17 protein-coding genes and 1 pseudogene are annotated in these 17,522 nt (G+C 39.5%); 14 read left to right on the top strand and 4 right to left on the bottom strand.

Features of this window, described 5'->3' with window-relative positions; all coding sequences use genetic code 11:
• The first annotated feature begins 10 nt into the window (after window positions 1-10).
• The 4 genes from NYE63_RS23545 to NYE63_RS23530 all read left to right on the top strand — a co-directional run bounded on the left by NYE63_RS23545 (window position 11) and on the right by NYE63_RS23530 (window position 5,863).
• On the top strand, window positions 11-1,075 hold the full coding sequence (locus NYE63_RS23545) for an ABC transporter ATP-binding protein (protein WP_342602957.1): 1,065 nt from the start codon (window positions 11-13) through the stop codon (window positions 1,073-1,075).
• Between the two features lie 16 nt (window positions 1,076-1,091).
• Window positions 1,092-2,810, top strand: coding sequence for an adenine deaminase C-terminal domain-containing protein (locus NYE63_RS23540; RefSeq protein WP_342602956.1), 1,719 nt, complete (start codon window positions 1,092-1,094; stop codon window positions 2,808-2,810).
• Between the two features lie 319 nt (window positions 2,811-3,129).
• On the top strand, window positions 3,130-3,285 hold the full coding sequence (locus NYE63_RS23535; protein ID WP_289334306.1) for a hypothetical protein: 156 nt from the start codon (window positions 3,130-3,132) through the stop codon (window positions 3,283-3,285).
• A 673-nt stretch (window positions 3,286-3,958) separates the two neighbouring features.
• Window positions 3,959-5,863, top strand: a complete 1,905-nt coding sequence (locus NYE63_RS23530) for an endonuclease MutS2 (RefSeq protein WP_342602955.1) — start codon at window positions 3,959-3,961, stop codon at window positions 5,861-5,863.
• Window positions 5,864-6,298: 435 nt separating this feature from the next.
• Here the strand turns inward: NYE63_RS23530 and NYE63_RS23525 are convergent, their stop codons facing one another.
• On the bottom strand, window positions 6,299-6,478 hold the full coding sequence (locus NYE63_RS23525; protein WP_342602954.1) for a hypothetical protein: 180 nt from the start codon (window positions 6,476-6,478) through the stop codon (window positions 6,299-6,301).
• A gap of 218 nt (window positions 6,479-6,696) precedes the next feature.
• On the opposite strand from NYE63_RS23525, the gene NYE63_RS23520 reads away from it, so the two are divergent.
• From NYE63_RS23520 to NYE63_RS23505, 4 genes are all read left to right on the top strand, one after another.
• Complete coding sequence (locus NYE63_RS23520; RefSeq protein ID WP_342602953.1) at window positions 6,697-6,903, top strand: hypothetical protein; 207 nt, start codon at window positions 6,697-6,699, stop codon at window positions 6,901-6,903.
• Window positions 6,904-6,956: 53 nt separating this feature from the next.
• Window positions 6,957-7,370 carry an Rrf2 family transcriptional regulator gene (locus tag NYE63_RS23515; RefSeq protein WP_342602952.1) on the top strand — a complete coding sequence of 138 codons (414 nt, stop codon included), beginning with the start codon at window positions 6,957-6,959 and terminating at the stop codon, window positions 7,368-7,370.
• Between the two features lie 66 nt (window positions 7,371-7,436).
• Window positions 7,437-8,342 carry an NAD(P)/FAD-dependent oxidoreductase gene (locus NYE63_RS23510; protein WP_342602951.1) on the top strand — a complete coding sequence of 302 codons (906 nt, stop codon included), beginning with the start codon at window positions 7,437-7,439 and terminating at the stop codon, window positions 8,340-8,342.
• Between the two features lie 294 nt (window positions 8,343-8,636).
• Complete coding sequence (locus tag NYE63_RS23505; protein ID WP_342602950.1) at window positions 8,637-9,269, top strand: methyltransferase domain-containing protein; 633 nt, start codon at window positions 8,637-8,639, stop codon at window positions 9,267-9,269.
• A 271-nt stretch (window positions 9,270-9,540) separates the two neighbouring features.
• On the opposite strand, the gene NYE63_RS23500 is transcribed toward NYE63_RS23505, so the two are convergent.
• Entirely contained in the window at window positions 9,541-9,684 is a 144-nt protein-coding gene (locus NYE63_RS23500; protein ID WP_342602949.1) for a hypothetical protein, read from the bottom strand.
• A 33-nt stretch (window positions 9,685-9,717) separates the two neighbouring features.
• Window positions 9,718-10,683, bottom strand: a complete 966-nt coding sequence (locus NYE63_RS23495) for a DMT family transporter (protein ID WP_342602948.1) — start codon at window positions 10,681-10,683, stop codon at window positions 9,718-9,720.
• A gap of 134 nt (window positions 10,684-10,817) precedes the next feature.
• On the opposite strand from NYE63_RS23495, the gene NYE63_RS23490 reads away from it, so the two are divergent.
• Both NYE63_RS23490 and NYE63_RS23485 read left to right on the top strand, forming a co-directional pair.
• Window positions 10,818-11,714, top strand: coding sequence for a LysR family transcriptional regulator (locus tag NYE63_RS23490; RefSeq protein ID WP_342602947.1), 897 nt, complete (start codon window positions 10,818-10,820; stop codon window positions 11,712-11,714).
• A 115-nt stretch (window positions 11,715-11,829) separates the two neighbouring features.
• A complete protein-coding gene (locus tag NYE63_RS23485; RefSeq protein WP_342602946.1) occupies window positions 11,830-12,723 on the top strand; it encodes a LysR family transcriptional regulator in 894 nt (297 codons plus the stop codon).
• Between the two features lie 967 nt (window positions 12,724-13,690).
• On the opposite strand, the pseudogene NYE63_RS23480 reads toward NYE63_RS23485, so the two are convergent.
• Window positions 13,691-13,786, bottom strand: a pseudogene (locus NYE63_RS23480) (site-specific integrase); the annotation flags it as partial.
• 249 nt (window positions 13,787-14,035) lie between these two features.
• On the opposite strand from NYE63_RS23480, the gene NYE63_RS23475 reads away from it, so the two are divergent.
• The 4 genes from NYE63_RS23475 to NYE63_RS23460 all read left to right on the top strand — a co-directional run bounded on the left by NYE63_RS23475 (window position 14,036) and on the right by NYE63_RS23460 (window position 17,482).
• On the top strand, window positions 14,036-14,212 hold the full coding sequence (locus NYE63_RS23475) for a hypothetical protein (RefSeq protein WP_340454928.1): 177 nt from the start codon (window positions 14,036-14,038) through the stop codon (window positions 14,210-14,212).
• Between the two features lie 181 nt (window positions 14,213-14,393).
• Window positions 14,394-14,579: a hypothetical protein gene (locus tag NYE63_RS23470; RefSeq protein WP_342602945.1), complete on the top strand. Its 186-nt coding sequence runs from the start codon at window positions 14,394-14,396 to the stop codon at window positions 14,577-14,579.
• A gap of 400 nt (window positions 14,580-14,979) precedes the next feature.
• Window positions 14,980-15,684, top strand: a complete 705-nt coding sequence (locus tag NYE63_RS23465; protein WP_289334313.1) for a hypothetical protein — start codon at window positions 14,980-14,982, stop codon at window positions 15,682-15,684.
• 601 nt (window positions 15,685-16,285) lie between these two features.
• Window positions 16,286-17,482: a M20 family metallopeptidase gene (locus NYE63_RS23460; protein WP_342602944.1), complete on the top strand. Its 1,197-nt coding sequence runs from the start codon at window positions 16,286-16,288 to the stop codon at window positions 17,480-17,482.
• The last annotated feature ends 40 nt before the right edge of the window (window positions 17,483-17,522 follow it).

The raw sequence follows: 17,522 nt of genomic DNA, 5'->3' as shown, positions 1-17,522 counted from the left end.
GTAATGATGGATGGCTTTATTCACTTTACAAGATATATCTGTAGCATATAACAAACAGAATATATTAAAAGATTTCAATCTTGAGATTGAAAAAGGGAAACTGGTATCCCTTCTTGGCCCGAGCGGCTGTGGGAAAACGACGACCCTGCGTTTAATTGCCGGGTTTTTACAGGCGAACGAAGGGAAGTTTTTATTCAAGGAAAAAGACTATACGAAAGTGCCCGTCAACAAGCGGAATTTTGGTTTTGTGTTCCAAAACTATGCATTATTTCCGCATTTGTCGATATTCGATAATATTGCATTCGGTCTCCGTCTTAGAAAGAATTCTAAAAGTGAAATCGAAAAAAAAGTAATGAATGTGCTCGAAATCGTTAATTTAAAAGGATTTGAAAAGAGATATCCCCAAGAACTTTCCGGAGGGCAAAAGCAGCGGGTTGCGATTGCCAGGGCGCTGGTGATTGAACCGGACATCCTATTATTTGACGAGCCATTGAGTAATCTTGATGCCAACTTAAGGGTGAATATGAGAGTCGAGATTCGCCGTATCCAACAAGAGCTGGGGATTACAACGGTATATGTTTCCCATGACCAGGAAGAATGCTTTTCAATATCCGACCAGGTGGCGATCATGAATAAAGGGATCATCGAGCAGCTTAGTGATCCTGCGACCATTTACAAATATCCTGAAACGAAGTTTGTCGCAGACTTCATCGGCTTCAAGAACTTCATTGACTTCGATAAGCGGACAGATCATGAAGATAAAATCGAACTGAACAAGTCTGGATACTCATTTGTGCTGCACAAGGATGCACAGATGACCAATTCAACTGGAAGAATAGGAGCCATCAGACCGGACGATCTGTTGATCAGGGAAAAGGATAACACTGGAGCTGTTCAGGAAAATAGTTTATCTGGCCGAGTTAAGGTAAGTACCTATCTGGGAAGAAGTTATCAATATGTCGTTGAAACTCCAATAGGGGATTTCACTGTGAACAAGGAAATGTCGGAATCCTATCGGACGGGTCAGGAAATCATCCTTGAAATTCCGAGAAACCAGATGGTGCTTGTTGACTAGCTTAGGAGGGTAAGGTATGCGATTGGATATGCTTGTAAGAGATATCAACGTGTTTAACAGCTATTTTAAAAGATTCATTAAAGGGAATGCAGCCATCAAGGATGGAAAGTTCTATTATATAGGAGAACGGGAATTGGATGCCTTCGAGCCGGATAGAATCGTCGATGGACAGGGAAAGTATATGGTTCCAGGTCTGATCGATATCCATCTCCACATTGAAAGTACGATGGTGACGCCTGCGACTTTTTCCTACGGGTTAATCAAAAATGGCGTGACGACGATCGTGCCGGAACCGCATGAAATGGCCAATGTTTTCGGAATTTCCGGTGTGAAGGAAATGATCAAAGCGAGTAAAGATTGCGTAGCGGATATGTTTTATGCCATCCCGAGTTCCGTTCCTGCGACATCGATGGAAACAACAGGCGGTGCTATAGAAATAGATGATATAGATGAATTGATGCAAACGGAAGACATTAAATGTCTCGGCGAGATCATGAATTACTATGAGGTCATAACCGACCCGGATTGCAAAACGAATCGGATCTTGTCCCATATCCGTTCCCGTTATCCAGATCTGATCATTGAGGGGCACGTTCCAAAGCTGCTTGACTTGGACTTGCAGAAGATTGTTTATGCCGGAGTGAATTCAGATCATACACACCAGACCGTTGAAGGGATGGACGCGAGGATCGCTGCCGGAATGTTCATTGAGATTCAAGAAAAATCAATGACTGAAGAAGTGATAAATTACCTGAAGGAAAAGCAGGTGGATGAGCATTTCTGCTTTGTCACCGATGATGTCATGACCGACTCTTTCCAAAACAGAGGACATCTGAATGTCCTTTTAAAGAAAGCCATTCAAATGGGGATGACTCCGGAAAAAGCCATTTATGCATGCACCTATACACCTGCACAGCGGATGAAGATGTATGACCGCGGCGCCATTGCACCTGGAAAAACAGCAGATTTCCTGCTGCTATCGGACTTGGAAACATTTGAAATTGAACAAGTATACAAAAAAGGCGAGCTAGTTTATGAATCTTCACGGCCATATGTACAAGAAGTGAAGGAAAGACAATTTCCTGAGCATTTCTATCAAAGTGTGAAGCTTGCGGAACTTGCGGAAAACGATTTTACCATCACAATCCCGGATCAGCATGAACGCAGTAAGTGCCGGATCATAAACGTGCAGAATGGTTCTACTTTCACATCTGAAACCCATGATCGTATAGATGGGAAGAATGGTCAATTATGCTGGGAAGAAAGCCCTTATGGTTTAATCGCTACATTCGAACGATACGGGAAAAACGGTAATCGGGCCCACGGGTTGATCACCGGCGATGTTTTGAAGCGTGGAGCGGTTGCCACAACCTATTCACATGATAACCATAATCTTCTGGTGATTGGCCATAATAAGCGGGATATGATGATTGCCGCTAACGAAGTAATAAGGAAGCAAGGCGGAGTCTGCTGCGTTGAAGACGGCAAGGTCCTATCCATGATTCCTCTTCCGGTAGGGGGGATCCTTTCCGAAGAGCCGATGGACATCGTATCAAGTCAGGTTCAGCACCTGACAGATGCACTTAAATCGTTAGGCTATGAACATTATAATGTCATCATGTCATTAAGCACCTTATCGCTTCCTGTCAGCCCGGCTCTGAAAATAACCGACCATGGATTGATCAACGTGAATGAAGGGAAAATAGTCCCTCTCATAATAAGTGAAGAAGTTTAAACCGAAAAGGGGATTATCCAATGGATAATCCCCTTTTCTTAATGACTTAAGTGGATCAATAGAAATTGAGCTAATAAAAACGGTCTCATTAGGACTCCTTATCGTCATATATATCTAGCTAATTAGGAGATATGTTCAAAGGTTAGCTGCACTTGTAAATAAAGGGGAATAATCTGAGCTAGAATACGTCCTCTTATTTATTTTCATATATTTTCCATAATGTGAAAGATATGATAAAATAGAGGGACAACTGAGGATAGAGTGGGAGGTCACTGTTTTGCTTTTCCATCTAATTATGGATGGGAAAGGGGGTGACCGTATGATGCATTTCTTATTGAACTTAATTACAGATATGGGTAAAGAGATATTTGTTGCTGTAGCAACCAGTCTAATCCTGTCTGCGTTCGCCAAGAAAAGGAAAAAGAACCACTCATCCTCGCAAGATCGCAGTGGTTCTTCTTCTGACCAAGATTAAATTGTTTAGAAAAGTGATCGCTCACTCTTGCAGTTGTCACCCTCATGTTACCAGCATGGGGGTGTTTTTAGTTTATGTTAATATAAGGATATCATACCCCAATTCTAATGTAAATATTCAAAACTGGAAAGGGGAGGTACTGAAGCATTATGGCTGTTAAAGCCAATTCCCCCTTTGTTTTACATGAATAGATTCGAAGGATGGCCCAAAAATGAAAAAATGAATTGACTCTTTCTTACTGATATGGTATGTTAATTCCAATCTAAGAAAAGGTGTGGTGTTTTATGTCGGGAGTAGGTATCAACTAATTTAGTTGAATAAGGTTTTTAATCACTGATATGTCAGTGGATTAAGTATGCCTTTTTTCATAGTGCAACTCTGCATTGTGAATACCTACCTTAAGACTGCTTCCTTTTCCATAAATCGTGTAACATGTAGGTGTTACGACGAAAAGCATGGTGGGATTTGTCCTATCATGCTTTTTTGTGTACGCAGGTCTATTCGAGCTGCCCAATTTGTTATCGATTTTAGGTACTTATCTATAGATAAGGCCGATGCCCGCAGGAGCTTTCTACTCAAATGGCTTGTTCATTTGTAAAGGTAGGGGGACCATTGCGGGCATTTTTTGGATTCGGGAATTTTAATCACGCACTCATTCAAGGAGGATCATTAGATGAATACAATGACTTATGAAAAATTACAATATATCCAACTCAAGGAAATGGTAAAAAACCATTGCGTAAGCGGTTTAGGAAAAGCATTATTGGATCAACTTAAGCCAAGCAGCATTTTGAAAGTCGTTAAAAATCGTTTGAACGAGACCACGGAGGCTAGAAACTTACTGAATGCGGAAAGCCATATACCCTTGAAAGGCATTTCACATATTGGACTCCATATCGACAAACTGGAAAAAGGAATGATCTTGGAGCCATCAGAGTTAGTGGCGATAGCAGACTTCTTAAGAGGCTGCAGGAATATCAAGAAATTCATGACCGATAAAGAGTTCATTGCACCAACACTGCATTCCTACGCCCGCTCCATGACTGAATTCAGGAGCATTGAAGAAGAAATCCAATTCACCATAAAAGGAAATGCTGTTGTTTCCGAAGCAAGCAAGGACCTGAAACGTATCAGGAACCAAATCATCAAGACAGAAAGTAAAATAGAGGAACGGCTGAATAAATTCTTGAAGAGCGGAGCCAATAAAGAGTTCATTCAGGAATTTTTCATCAGTAAAAAGGATGATCGCTACACCATCCCGATCAAAGCCTCCTATAAAAATCAAGTGGCTGGAACGATCGTGGAAGTATCCGCAAAAGGGGCTACCGTGTTCATTGAACCTGTCTCTGTAACGAAATTGAATGTAGAATTGGCCAGTTTAAAAGCGGAGGAATCGATGGAAGAGTATCAACTTTTGGCCACATTATCCGGAACGGTTTTCGAACAGCTGAAACCGATTAAGATAAACATCGAGTTAATCAGTCAATATGACATGATCTTCGCAAAAGCCAAGTTCAGTAAAAGCATGGATGCCATCGAACCGAAAATCAATGATCATGGTTATATTAAATTAAAGAGTTGTAAACATCCCCTTTTGCCGCAAGACAGCGTACCTTTGGATTTCGAAATCGGTAAGGACTATCGCAGCTTGATTATTACAGGCCCTAATGCCGGGGGTAAAACGGTCGTCCTTAAAACGATCGGCATCCTTACATTGGCCGTCATGTCAGGGCTACATGTTGCCGGGAAAGAGGGGACGGAGCTTGCCGTCTTCGATCAGGTATTCGTCGATATCGGTGATAATCAAAGCATTGAAAATGCACTGAGCACCTTTTCGTCGCATATGAAAAACATCTCGGAAATCATGGGGGCATTAACCAATAACTCTTTGCTGCTGTTCGATGAAATCGGGAGCGGAACGGAACCGAATGAAGGAGCCGCATTGGCGATTGCCATCCTTGAGGAATTTTATCAGAGGGGCTGCATAACCGTTGCGACGACCCATTATGGTGAAATCAAGCGCTATTCGGAAATACACAGTGATTTCATGAATGCGGCCATGCAATTCAATAGTGAAACACTTGAGCCAAAGTATAAACTGTTGATCGGTCAATCCGGGGAAAGCAATGCTCTCTGGATTGCCCAAAAAATGAATGTCCGTGAAAAGGTTTTGCAAAAGGCAAAGCTCTATATCGACAATAAAGACTACGACTTGGAGCGTGTCCAGGAAGGTAAAATCAAAAAAGCGAAGGTAGCGGAGATTCCTAAGGAAGCATCTTATGAATATGAAGTCGGCGACAAAGTGAAGGTAAGCGAACTGGACGGATATGCGATCGTTTATAAGAAAAGGGATTCATACAATAATGTCACCGTTCTTTTCGAAGATACCTTCAAGGAGGTTCATGCCAATAGGTTGGAGCTTGAAATAATGGCCGTCGATTTATATCCTGAAGGCTATGATCTCAATTCTTTATTTGTCAGCTACAAAGAAAGGAAATTAAACCATGACCTTGAACGGGGATCAAAAAAGGCGTTAAAGAATGTAGCAGCGGATATACGGAAGAAGCTTGGCGAATAACCTGATGAATAATGAAATTGTAATATAGAGGTTGTAATAACCGTGTTCCACCCAAAAAGTTAGAAATCGGCAGGGTATGAGTTTTGGATTAACAGGGCTCATACCCTTTAACTTTGCCTTAATTTCTCGTGTGGATCGTTATCAGTCACGCTTGTAGCGTGGAGAACATTCTCGAAAAAGTGAAAAACATCAAGAGATTGTTAAGAAGAATAAATTAAAAGGTAGATTCAACCGTAAGAAAGAGGATTAGGCTTTCACACAGTTATGAAAGGCATTAAACATTCAAAAAATGTAAAGAGGAAGTTTTAATAGCTAGTAAATTAAAAAAATAGTCAATAAACGAAGAAACTTCAAAAATAACTAGAGATTGAACGATAAAAAAAGAAAGGCATCCTATCGCATCTCGAAAAAAAGTTGTTTGTATCTCCAAAATATTTAGCTTCTAACATCTTTTGAATGACCAAACATTTTAAGAATATAAATTGCACTTAGAAAAAGAACAGGAATACCTACAATAAAATAAAAAATACCTTTAGGCATAACCATATCATAGAAATATAAAAACAAAACTACCCAGAGAAATAGGACAATATATTGGTTTAATTTTTTCATCATTAATTAATCATCCTTTAAATTTAATAAAAATCTATCCAACCATAGCAAAGCCAATTGCTCCGTTAAGGTTAAACACCAAAATACCTAGAATGATAATCACATGTTTACTTATCCTTGTTTCCACAATAAACTATTTTTTTAGTTGGTAAGTTTCAAAAAAGACCAGTGAAATTTTATAAATGATACGGCCCTCCATGTTTAGTGGGAGCGATGTCGTCGTGCTTTTTGAAGATACTTTCAAGGAGGTTCATGCCAATAGGCTGGAGTTTGAAATAAAAGCCGTCGATTTATATCCGGAAGGCTACGATCTGAATACCTTATTTGTCAGTTATAAAGAAAGGAAATTGGGCCGGGACCTTGAAAGGGGATCAAAAAAGGCGTTAGGTGAGGAAAAAGAGTTTGCGGTTTTTTTCAGCTTGAGTTAAAATCAATTACAGATATTAAAAGTCTGTAATAGTTTTAATTATGAGGTGCATCAATGAAGTATTCAAAGGCAACCAATTATGCACTCCATACAATGGTGCATTTAACGATGGAACCAAAAGGTCAGACGGTAAGCGTGGATCAGCTGGCGTACATGCAGGATCTGTCTCCGACCTACTTGTCGAAGATTTTGACGAAGCTTGTGAAGGCAGGATTAATTGAATCAGTGCCAGGGGCAAAAGGCGGCTACAGTATTTCACGCCGCGCGCAGGACATTTCGTTTCTGGATGTTATTGAAGCGGTAGAGGGGCAGTCGGTGCTGTTCAACTGTGGGTTTGACCATGACGAAAGCGAATGTTTAATTGAGCGCGTGATGATCGAGGCGGAAGGCAACATGAAGAAAGAACTGGCTAGACGAACGATTCAAAGCATTGCGGAGCAGAGTCAGGAGACAAAAAAAGAAAAATAAATTTTTTTGCACAAATTAAGGATATTAAGGGTCTTTAATAGATTTTATAAAGAAGGAGTGTTTCATGTGTTGGATTGTGTAATTATTGGCGGAGGACCTGCAGGACTGAATGCCGCATTGGTCTTGGGGCGTGCTGGACGGAAAACAATTTTGTTTGATGAGGATAAACCCCGTAACCGGGTGACGCAGGAGTCACACGGATTTATCACACAGGATGGGGTAAAGCCGTCAGAGTTCAAGAAGCGGGCAAGAACGGATGTCCAAAAATATCTGTCCGTCTCCATTAAGGAGGAGAGGGTGGAGATTATTGAAAAAGCCAGTGGTGTGTTCCGAATTCAAACGAAAGGCGGAACGGATTACACGGCGAAAAAAGTGCTACTTGCAACAGGTCTTCGGGATGTTTTGCCGGAGATTCCAGGCATTCAGAGTGTATACGGAACGAGTGTTTTTGGCTGTCCGTTTTGTGACGGCTGGGAAATGCGGGGCCAAGCATTGGCGGTGATTGCGGAAAATGAACGGGCTTTTCATATGGGAAAACTGCTGTCAAACTGGAGCCGTGATGTAATTGTGTTTACAAATGGCTATCAGGTGCTTGATGAGGAGAAGGATATCTTGGCTCGGCAACACGTGAAAGTCGTGGAAGAAAAGATTGAAGATCTTAAATCGAATGGAGAGAAGCTGACATCGATCCGGCTGCAAAACGGACAGGAAATCCAAAGGGAGGCAGGAATTGTGGTGACAGACTTAGTGCAGTCTGCTCCTTTTGCGGAACAGCTCGGCTGCGAAATCACTCCAAACGGCGGGATTAAAGTGGATTCATTTGGACGAACAACGGTTGAAGGAGTATATGCATGCGGAGATACATCACTCAGCACGCCTTCTCAGCTGGTGATTGCGGCGGCGGAGGGCAATAAAGCGGCGGCTGGAGTCATCATGGATTTAGTTGAAGCTGCATTTCTTTTGGAGGCATAAAATCCTTGAATGCATAAGAGTATTTTTCAAAAGGAAAAGATCTTTTCGTAAAGATTGTTGTTTTTAAAACGAAACTATTTAAGGTTGATTGGAGCGGAAGTGCGAGACTCCTGCGGGAGCAGCGGGACAGGTGAGACCCCACAGGCGTTCACGCCGAGGAGGCTCACCGCCCGCCCCGCGGAAAGCGAGCAATGGAGGGGGAAATCAACCACACCGCATTACTTGGTGACTAGCAACAAAGTATGCGAAAACAGCCAAAGAAAGAGAGCTAATATTTGTAAAGGAGATTGAGGCATGACAGAATTCTGGGAATCAAGTTTTATAGAAAATCAAATGATGTGGGGATTTGAACCTTCAGACTCCGCAATCTTGACAAAGGACTTTTTCCTTGAGAATAAAGTTAAGGATATTTTGATTCCTGGTATTGGATATGGCAGAAACGCAAAGGTTTTTATTGATAACGGAATAAATATAACAGGTATTGAGATTTCAAAAACAGCGATTGATTTGGCAAGGCAAAATGGGCTTAATATTAGTATTTTTCATGGTTCAGTAACCGATATGCCTTTTGATAACAAACTTTATGATGGTATATTTTGTTATGCATTTATTCACTTATTGAATAATCGTGAGAGAGAAAAGTTTATTAAAGATTGCTATAAGCAGTTAAAGCCAAACGGATATATGATTTTTACTACTATTTCAAAAGAAGCGCCAATGTTTGGAAAAGGCAAACAACTGGATAAAGACTATTTCGAGATAATGGAAGGGGTAAAAATGTTTTTTTATGATTCCGATTCGATTAAACAAGAATTTGGAAAATATGGATTGATAGAATCTTTAGAAATTGTCGAACCTCATAAGAATATGGAACATAAACCTCCATTTAAATTTATAATGGTAAAATGTCAAAAAGAACGATCATAAAAAATCAAGAGTAGTGAATTGTTAATTAATAAGGCTTATGAAGTGCTTACGCATTAGCCATAAAAAGGGCATGTTTTGATCAATCATTTTTCAACACATGCTCTTTTCTATTTGCTCGCGGCCGCCGACAAAGTGAAGGTAAGCGAACTGTGGATATGCAATCGTTTATAAGAAAAAGGATTCATAGATGATGACGTCGTTCTGGTTAATCGTACAAAAAAAGCCTATCTAAATGACAGGCTTTTTTGCGTTGTATTGCCAAAAGTCTATTTTATTGAGTTCTTTTACTTCTATCATTATATAGATTAATTAATTCTGCATTTTGCTCATTCATTTTTTTCACATTCTTATTAATCGTTGCCAATTCCCATAGTACAGCTAATCCAAAGATTAGTATAAGCGTTAATAAATCCATTGTTGCCCTCCTATTGATGTTTTGTACCTTTAATTAAATGATTCTTTTCACTTTCCTTGGATTCAATTGCTCAACTCGGGAAGGCAAGTTTTTTCTTTGATAATAATTGTTTTGAATCAATGCATATATCACTAAAAATGTTCCCAGTAATTCGAATGATGATAGTGATCCTCCTTGGATAAAAACGATGACCAACGTGGTTATTGGAACTAAATTGATAAATAGGATTCCATTGATCGGCGTTAGAAGTTTAATACCTAAATTCCAGCTTAAAAGGGCTATGGCACCGGGGAAAATAATCATGAAAATCATTTCGCCATAAATGGATTGCATAACCTCTGCTGTAGGGACAGACAGGCCCATTGCAGTTGCAAGGAATGTTATGAGTGCTGATACTGCTGTTCCTAAGATGCACGTTAAAGTCGAATAGCGAAGTGTTGACCAACCATTAAATTGGTCGCCGCCCATCGTATATATAACCCATCCTATAACCCCGATGAGAATGAAAAGGATAGGGATGAGGCTATCTTTCAATAAAAATACGAATGATAAGTTGCCATTGGTAATGACAAGAATGGCCCCTATCAAGGCAATGAACATGCTGGCGATGGTATATTTCTTGGGTCTTGCATTTTTGAAAACCCACATTATTAAAATTGAAATCATGGGCATTAATGATTCCATAATGGAAGCAACAATTACCCCGTTATGTCCCAGTAAGTCTTGGCCTGCGAAAATGAGAAAGTTGTATACAGTGAACGCCATTGTTCCAAAAAACAATAATTTCTTTCCTTTCCCTTCCAGGTTAAATGACTCCTTCCCCTCTTTAATTAAAAGCAATATCCCTAAAATTACGCTAACAGCTAAATATCGCAAAAAAGAGAAATAAAAAGGATCAATATACATCAGGGCCCTTTCTGCAACTGGAAACATCGCTCCCCAAGAAATGCTGGCTGTCAAACATAAAAGTGCACCGATTAAAACTTGATTTTTTTTCATAAAAGCTTCCCCTCAAAAATAATGATTGATTAAATTCCTATACACACCTTATGATAAAGTCATTATCATGTAAAATGACTTAAAATGAATATAATCATCATTATTAATGATAGTTGAGAAAGGGGGTCACTTTTATGGAAATGCGGGATTTACAAATATTCCAGTGCGTCGCTAAATATGGAAGCGTAAGTAAGGCGGCTGTTGAGTTGAATTACGTCCAATCCAATGTAACGGCTAGGATTAAGCATTTAGAGCAGGAGTTACGGACGCCTTTATTCAATAGGCATAAACGTGGCATGTCATTAACTGCAGAGGCACGAAAAATGCTGGAGTATGTAAACAAAATTTTGCTTGAAGTGGAAGAACTCAAGCAAGTATTCCTGGATAGTGAAACACCTACAGGGATATTGAACATCGGTACAGTTGAAACGGTCAGCGATCTTCCCAAGATTCTAGCCTCTTATCATAAACAGTATCCAAATGTCGATTTATCCATAAAGGCGGGGTTAACAGAAGACCTAATTAAAGATGTCATTGAACATAGGCTGGATGGAGCTTTTGTTACAGGACCGATTAAACATCCGCTCATTCAGCCATATGATGTGTGTACAGAAAAACTTGTATTAGTTACAAGAAATGAAACATTTGACCTTGAAGAAATTATAACGGAACCATTTTTAGTATTCAGTCAGGGATGTGGCTATCGCTCTAAACTGGAACAATGGCTGAAAGAAGAAGAAGTGATGCCCAAAAGGATCATGGAGTTCAATGTATTGGAAACGATCTTAACCAGCGTATCACTCGGTCTTGGCATTACTCTCGTACCACAATCAGCAGTAAATCACCTTGCGGCCAATGAAAAAGTGCACGTGCATGAAATTCCGGAAGAATACGGCAATATTTCGACTGTCTTCATTCACCGTAAAGATGCTTATATGACAAACTCCATGCAAAGCTTCTTACAAACGATCGAAGTTCATCATGACAACCGATTTAAGCTAAACCCTGGAACCGCGCCTGAACTAATATGAAGGAAGGGGGAGCGGCATATCGCTTTACATAGAATGATAGAGGATCGCTGAAGCCGTTGATTATTAGGCTGTGAAACTATTAAGGCTGTGAAACTATTAAGGGTGGGGAAATCGTATGGATGAAAAAGATTGTTTAATTTTACAATATTTATATAAAGACCAGAATCTGACAAAAGCTGCAGAGCGACTTTACATGACCCAACCCGCATTAACGTACCGCGTAAGACAAATTGAAAAGGAATTCCAGACTGAAATACTAGCTAAAAATGGGAAAAATATTAAAATGACTCCTGCTGGAGAATATTTGGTAAGCTATGCAAATAAAATGCTCATAGATTTACGTCAAACAAAAGAGTATTTATTGAGTATGGGAAGTGAAACGAAGGGTAGTTTGAAATTAGGTATAAGCAGCCATTTCGGACTTTATAACCTGCCTTCCATTTTGGAAGAGTACATGGTTAATTGTCCTATGGTCCATTTAAATGTTGATACGGGCTTCAGTACGGAAATGATGGAATTGCTTATGCAAGGTGAGATTGATGTTGCGATTGTAAAAGGCGATTATGAGTGGTTCGATGAAAAGTTTCTTCTTGAGGAAGAACATATATGCATCATTTCAAAAGATGAGATACCTGTTGATAGCCTTCCAGATTTTCCGATGATTAATCGTAAAGAACCGAATGTTTTGCTGAAATATAGAAATATATCGCAAATTCCCTCTGAAAAAAGTATTGATTATTGGTGGAATGAAAGGTTTACATCGCCTCCTCTGGTAATGATGCAAGTGGACAGCTATGAGACATGCAGGGAAATGGTAAAAAGAGGTCTGGGGTATGCCATTATTCCTCGTGTTTTTTTGCAAAAAAGTGATGATTTGTTTTCCCATGATTTGATCTTAAAAAATGGTGAAGAGATAAAAAGAAGAACATGGATGTTATACCGGCAATCATCTTTACAATTAGCCAGTGTTTCCAAGTTTGTGAGTGAAATTAAAAAGCTATATTGCTAAAAGGAGATATTGATTGTTCTCCTTTCAGACTGTAGACAAACTCGAGGAAAAGCGAGTTTGTCTACAGTTTTTTTATATAAAAAAACGTTCCAGCTTGATTTCAGAAATCCGCTCCCTTTCCGCCGACTGTCTGCCAAGCCTCCTCGGCGCAAGCGCCTGTGGGGTCTCGGCTAGCCAGCTATTCGGCAGGAGTGTCGCAATTTCTTCAATCTACTTAGGGTTCGACTCCATAAAAAAAGTAAAACATGAAGGTTAACCAAGTCTTCTTTTAAAAACCTGGTTTGGGATTAGAGCATTCGGACCTTCTAGACTGTAGACAAACTCGAGGAAAAGCGAGTTTGTCTACAGTTTTTTTTTATAAAAAAACGTTCCAGCTTGATTTCAGAAATCCGCTCCCTTTCCGCCGACTGTCTGCCAAGCCTCCTCGGCGCAAGCGCCTGTGGGGTCTCGGCTAGCCAGCTATTCGGCAGGAGTGTCGCAGATTTCTTCAATCCAGTTAGGGTTCGACTCCATAAAAAAAGTAAAACATGAAGGTTAACCAAGTCTTCTTTTAAAAACCTGGTTTGGGATTAGAGCATTCGGACCTTCTAGACTGTAGACAAACTCGAGGAAAAGCGAGTTTGTCTACAGTTTTTTTATATAAAAAACGTTCCAGCTTGATTTCAGAAATCCGCTCCCTTTCCGCCGACTGTCTGCCAAGCCTCCTCGGCGCAAGCGCCTGTGGGGTCTCGGCTAGCCAGCTATTCGGCAGGAGTGTCGCAAATTTCTTCAATCTACTTAGGGTTCGACTCCATAAAAAAAGTAAAACATGAAGGTTAACCAAGTCTTCTTTTAAAAACCTGGTTTGGGATTAGAGCATTCGGACCCTACAGTTTTTTATTTAAAAAACGTTCCAGTTGATTGGAATGGAAGGTACGAGACTCCTGAGGGGAAAGAGCGCGGAGGAGGACTCCCTATGCTTATTACATGGATGAGAATGATGCAGAATCCGTTGCAGCAGGGCAATATCTTTGGTCGCCCTGTAAAACCAATAGCCAAACGTTTTTCGCAAGGTATGGTTGCCGGAATGTATTTAATATTAACCATAGGTGAATCTAACGATAACTTGGAAAAGAATTTGTGAATTATTTAGACAAAAAGCCAAAGATTTCGTGGGCTTTTTGTCTGTACGATCATTTCAATTATCATACATTCAAATTAGAGAAAAAAATACCATTCTTAAACTAAACTGGTAGTTTGGCTAAAGAAAAATTGTATTAATTTTCATCAATTAGGAAAATATATAAATAATAGCAATAAGGAGGGAACAGAGATGGAAGTAAATATGAGTGTTGAAGAAGTCGTGAATCAAATTTCTCAATTAGTAGAAAAAGAAGGGAAGCCACCTCGAAAGAAAGAGGTAAAGAAGTCAGATCCGGAGTTAATGAAAAATGCATTGTATTATTTTCCTAATTGGGATACTGCAGTAGAACATAGCATTGGATCTTAACCATAAACGATACATAAACATTTATTTTTCAAATTAGTATATATAAGGCAAGGGAAATTATGAAGGCCGCCAATTGGCGGCCTTTTGAACGTGCGTTTCTTTACATTATCATACATTCAAATTGGTTTTAAAAAGTACTCCTTATTCAACTATTTATCGGGTAGTTTAGTTGAATAAAGATATGGACGCATCAAAGGATTCCTGGTCTCAATTAGGGAAAGATTATTTCCGGCAAGCCCGTATTAATGTCGATGGCTTACGGATGCGTGAAGCGTTAACTGGTGAAAACGATGTACTAGAACAATTCTTTGATGTTGAACATGTTTTTGATTCCACACGACCAACAGCTAAATTACTTAATCCTTAAGGAGTAACTGTACAATTTGAAATTAGGGGTGGAAAACCAATTGTGTTCACTACCTTATTGGGCAATGCAAAACTAACTTTGCATATTTTGATTACTCCTTTTATCGGACGCTTTTCCTGAACTGGAAAGCGTCTTTGTTATAGAAAAAAGGGATATTAAATAATGCCTTATTGTGAAATGACACTTATTAACTTAATAAGTAGTTTTTCCTTGAATCAATTTCATAATATAAAAAATAAAGCCAAATGCACGATTTCTTATATTTTTTCTTTTCGGAAAGAGTGGAGTATCGGTCTTTTTTAAGTCTATAAAATCTGATACTTGCAAAGAAGCATAGTGTAACTTTTTTACATATGGGACCGTATAATAATTTGTTAAAACACTTGAAAAGAGGGTTCCAATGAAAAAGATATTGTTGATTTTGGCAGCCGTTTTTTTGGTAACAGGACTTAGTGCTTGTAAAGGAGTACAGGAGGAAAATAAGGAATCTCCACCAATTTCAGAAAAGCCAAATGATAATCCTAAGCAAACCGACGGGCAAGATGAAGATCCTACAGGTGAATCGGTCGATGATCCGACAAAAGATCGGCCAAATACGAAAACGGATATGATCATATTAGAAGGTATGGAAGAATCATTCCAATTCACGCTTCATCATAGTCAGGCCTTGGGATTCTCAACCTACATCGTGGATGACATGGTCGTTGAAGAGGCTAGTTCTGGTGAAGGAGATGCAATGATTGTTTTTGCAAATTTTGCAGGTAAGAGAAATGAGGATGCCAAAGTTCAGATATTTTCCAAAGGGGAGGGTACGAATGCGACAATAGAAGAACAGGCGGAGTTTGCGAGGGAAGTTGTGATAAGCAACGACTTTGAGATTAAACAGCGATCTGATAATACGCCTAACCGATTTGATTGGTCTGAGGTCGAATTTGACATTAGTCAGAAGGACAGTAATTATTCAATATTGGGTACAGTGTCGGTTTTTCAACATGGCGACCGCGTTTACTATGCGATAGTTCAATACCCGGAAGATTATGAAGAAGGCTTTATACCGCGGGTTGTAAAAATGTTTGATGATATCGTATGGTATGAAGCACCTTGATAAATGAATATCCGAAATTGGGTACACCATTTTAATAGATAATGGTAATATATTTGTCCAAAAAGGGGGGCATAAGAAGGAATCCTGTTGAACGGTAGGGAGCTACTTGACCTAGTTCATTCAAAAATCTTGATCGCAGCCCTTTTTTTTCTTTCTTTTGACTAGTTAATTGAGCCTCAATTAACTCTAATTTCACCTCTAATTCAGTCTTAGCCTAATTTCTCAGAATTTTAGTGAGAAATTAGGCTTTTTTACCTTTCATTATCCTTAATGTTGTAAATCCGCATTTTCCTGACTTTACCCCATATAAAACAGTAAAAAATCATGGATTAAAACTAATTCTTGTTTTGAAACTATGGGGATCCCCAAAGAGTTAATCCCATTAAAGCTCCATGCTGGTTCAAAATGAGACCACGCCTAACCCTCTTTTTGTATTCGGAAATTTCAATAAATTTATAAATATTCATAGTTGTTACTATATTGAACTATAAAAAAATTTTTTAGTTTCATAAAAAAACCTTAATTTTACTTATCATTAAAGTGAACGTAATATTTAAAAAGAAACATTTAATTTTCTGAATTTTTTGGAGGTTGTATATTTATGTCAATACATGTTACTGAAGGAAAGAAATCGATTCAAATGGCAGTTGATGCCCGTGATGCTCAATTACGTGAGCTTGCATTGAACATTCATGCTCATCCAGAACTTAGTTTCCATGAATACCAGGCAGCGAAATGGTTGATAGAGCCTTTAAAGAAGGCTGGCTTCTCGATAGAAAAAGGGGTCGCAAATTTAGAAACTTCATTCAGGGCAACATGGGAGGGGCATTCTGGTGGTCCAACGATTGCTATTTTAGCTGAATATGATGCACTGGCAGGACTAGGCCATGGATGTGGCCATAATATTATTGGAACATCTGCCATTGGAGCGGCATTGGCACTGAAAGATGCTCATCCTGACCTTCCGGGGAAAATCGTCGTATTGGGGACGCCTGCGGAAGAGGAAGGCGGAGGGAAAATTATGATGGTCGAGGATGGCATTTTCGATGATGTGGATGTAGCCATGATGTGTCATCCGCAAAAACAGTCCATGGTATTGCGTGGCGGACTGGCATGTGTAGATGCATCTTTTAAGTTTTATGGTAAAGCATCACATGCGTCTTCTGCTCCCGAAAAAGGAATCAGTGCTCTTGATGCAGTCATTAATACTTTTGTTGCCGTCAATTCTTTACGTCAGTTTTTTAAGGATGATGTGAGAATCCATGGAATCATAACAAAGGGCGGGGATGCAACAAATGTAGTTCCTGCCTATTGCGAGGCTGAATTTTTACTGAGGGCAAGCACTGTGGAAGAGTTAAAGGTTGTTCGTGAGAAAGTATATGCTGCAGCTCGTCATGCTACAGAAGCCATAGGTGCCAGGATCGAGATAACCGAAGGCCTGATATATGCTGAACGAAATAATAATAAAGCATTAGCCGCCTTATTTAAAGATAATCTAGAGATGTTAGGGGAGGTTGTATGTGACCCGCCTGCAAAAGGAGGAATCGGTTCATCGGATATTGGTAATGTTGGACAAGTAACTGCAACGATTCATCCGTACATCAAAATAACGGATGATGCAATTACCCATACTCCAGAGTTTGTACAAGCTGCAGCTTCAGAGAGGGGAATGATTGGATTAAATAAAGCGGCAAAGGCTTTGGCGATGACAGCATACGAAGTATGTATGAACCCTCAGCTTCTTCAAGAAATTCGGGAAGAATTCGAAGGGTGGAAAGCTAATAAATCATGTAAATGAAAATAAGGGAAGATTCCGTTTTGCGGGGGATCCAGGTGAA

Origin of the sequence: Peribacillus sp. FSL E2-0159 (assembly GCF_038643155.1) — a bacterium.
Taxonomy (GTDB): domain Bacteria; phylum Bacillota; class Bacilli; order Bacillales; family DSM-1321; genus Peribacillus; species Peribacillus simplex.
Note: the sequence above shows the minus strand (reverse complement) of the source record. Positions and strands in the feature narration are given on the sequence as shown.

Excerpts from the sequence above, each read along its gene's own strand:
- NYE63_RS23460 (WP_342602944.1), top strand. The coding sequence starts at position 16,286 with ATGTCAATACATGTTACTGAAGGAAAGAAATCGATTCAAATGGCAGTT.
- NYE63_RS23530 (WP_342602955.1), top strand. The coding sequence starts at position 3,959 with ATGAATACAATGACTTATGAAAAATTACAATATATCCAACTCAAGGAA.
- NYE63_RS23475 (WP_340454928.1), top strand. The coding sequence starts at position 14,036 with ATGGAAGTAAATATGAGTGTTGAAGAAGTCGTGAATCAAATTTCTCAA.
- NYE63_RS23500 (WP_342602949.1), bottom strand. The coding sequence starts at position 9,684 with ATGGATTTATTAACGCTTATACTAATCTTTGGATTAGCTGTACTATGG.
- NYE63_RS23525 (WP_342602954.1), bottom strand. The coding sequence starts at position 6,478 with ATGATGAAAAAATTAAACCAATATATTGTCCTATTTCTCTGGGTAGTT.
- NYE63_RS23495 (WP_342602948.1), bottom strand. The coding sequence starts at position 10,683 with ATGAAAAAAAATCAAGTTTTAATCGGTGCACTTTTATGTTTGACAGCC.
- NYE63_RS23470 (WP_342602945.1), top strand. The coding sequence starts at position 14,394 with ATGGACGCATCAAAGGATTCCTGGTCTCAATTAGGGAAAGATTATTTC.
- NYE63_RS23515 (WP_342602952.1), top strand. The coding sequence starts at position 6,957 with ATGAAGTATTCAAAGGCAACCAATTATGCACTCCATACAATGGTGCAT.
- NYE63_RS23490 (WP_342602947.1), top strand. The coding sequence starts at position 10,818 with ATGGAAATGCGGGATTTACAAATATTCCAGTGCGTCGCTAAATATGGA.
- NYE63_RS23485 (WP_342602946.1), top strand. The coding sequence starts at position 11,830 with ATGGATGAAAAAGATTGTTTAATTTTACAATATTTATATAAAGACCAG.
- NYE63_RS23505 (WP_342602950.1), top strand. The coding sequence starts at position 8,637 with ATGACAGAATTCTGGGAATCAAGTTTTATAGAAAATCAAATGATGTGG.
- NYE63_RS23465 (WP_289334313.1), top strand. The coding sequence starts at position 14,980 with ATGAAAAAGATATTGTTGATTTTGGCAGCCGTTTTTTTGGTAACAGGA.
- NYE63_RS23540 (WP_342602956.1), top strand. The coding sequence starts at position 1,092 with ATGCGATTGGATATGCTTGTAAGAGATATCAACGTGTTTAACAGCTAT.
- NYE63_RS23535 (WP_289334306.1), top strand. The coding sequence starts at position 3,130 with ATGATGCATTTCTTATTGAACTTAATTACAGATATGGGTAAAGAGATA.
- NYE63_RS23545 (WP_342602957.1), top strand. The coding sequence starts at position 11 with ATGGCTTTATTCACTTTACAAGATATATCTGTAGCATATAACAAACAG.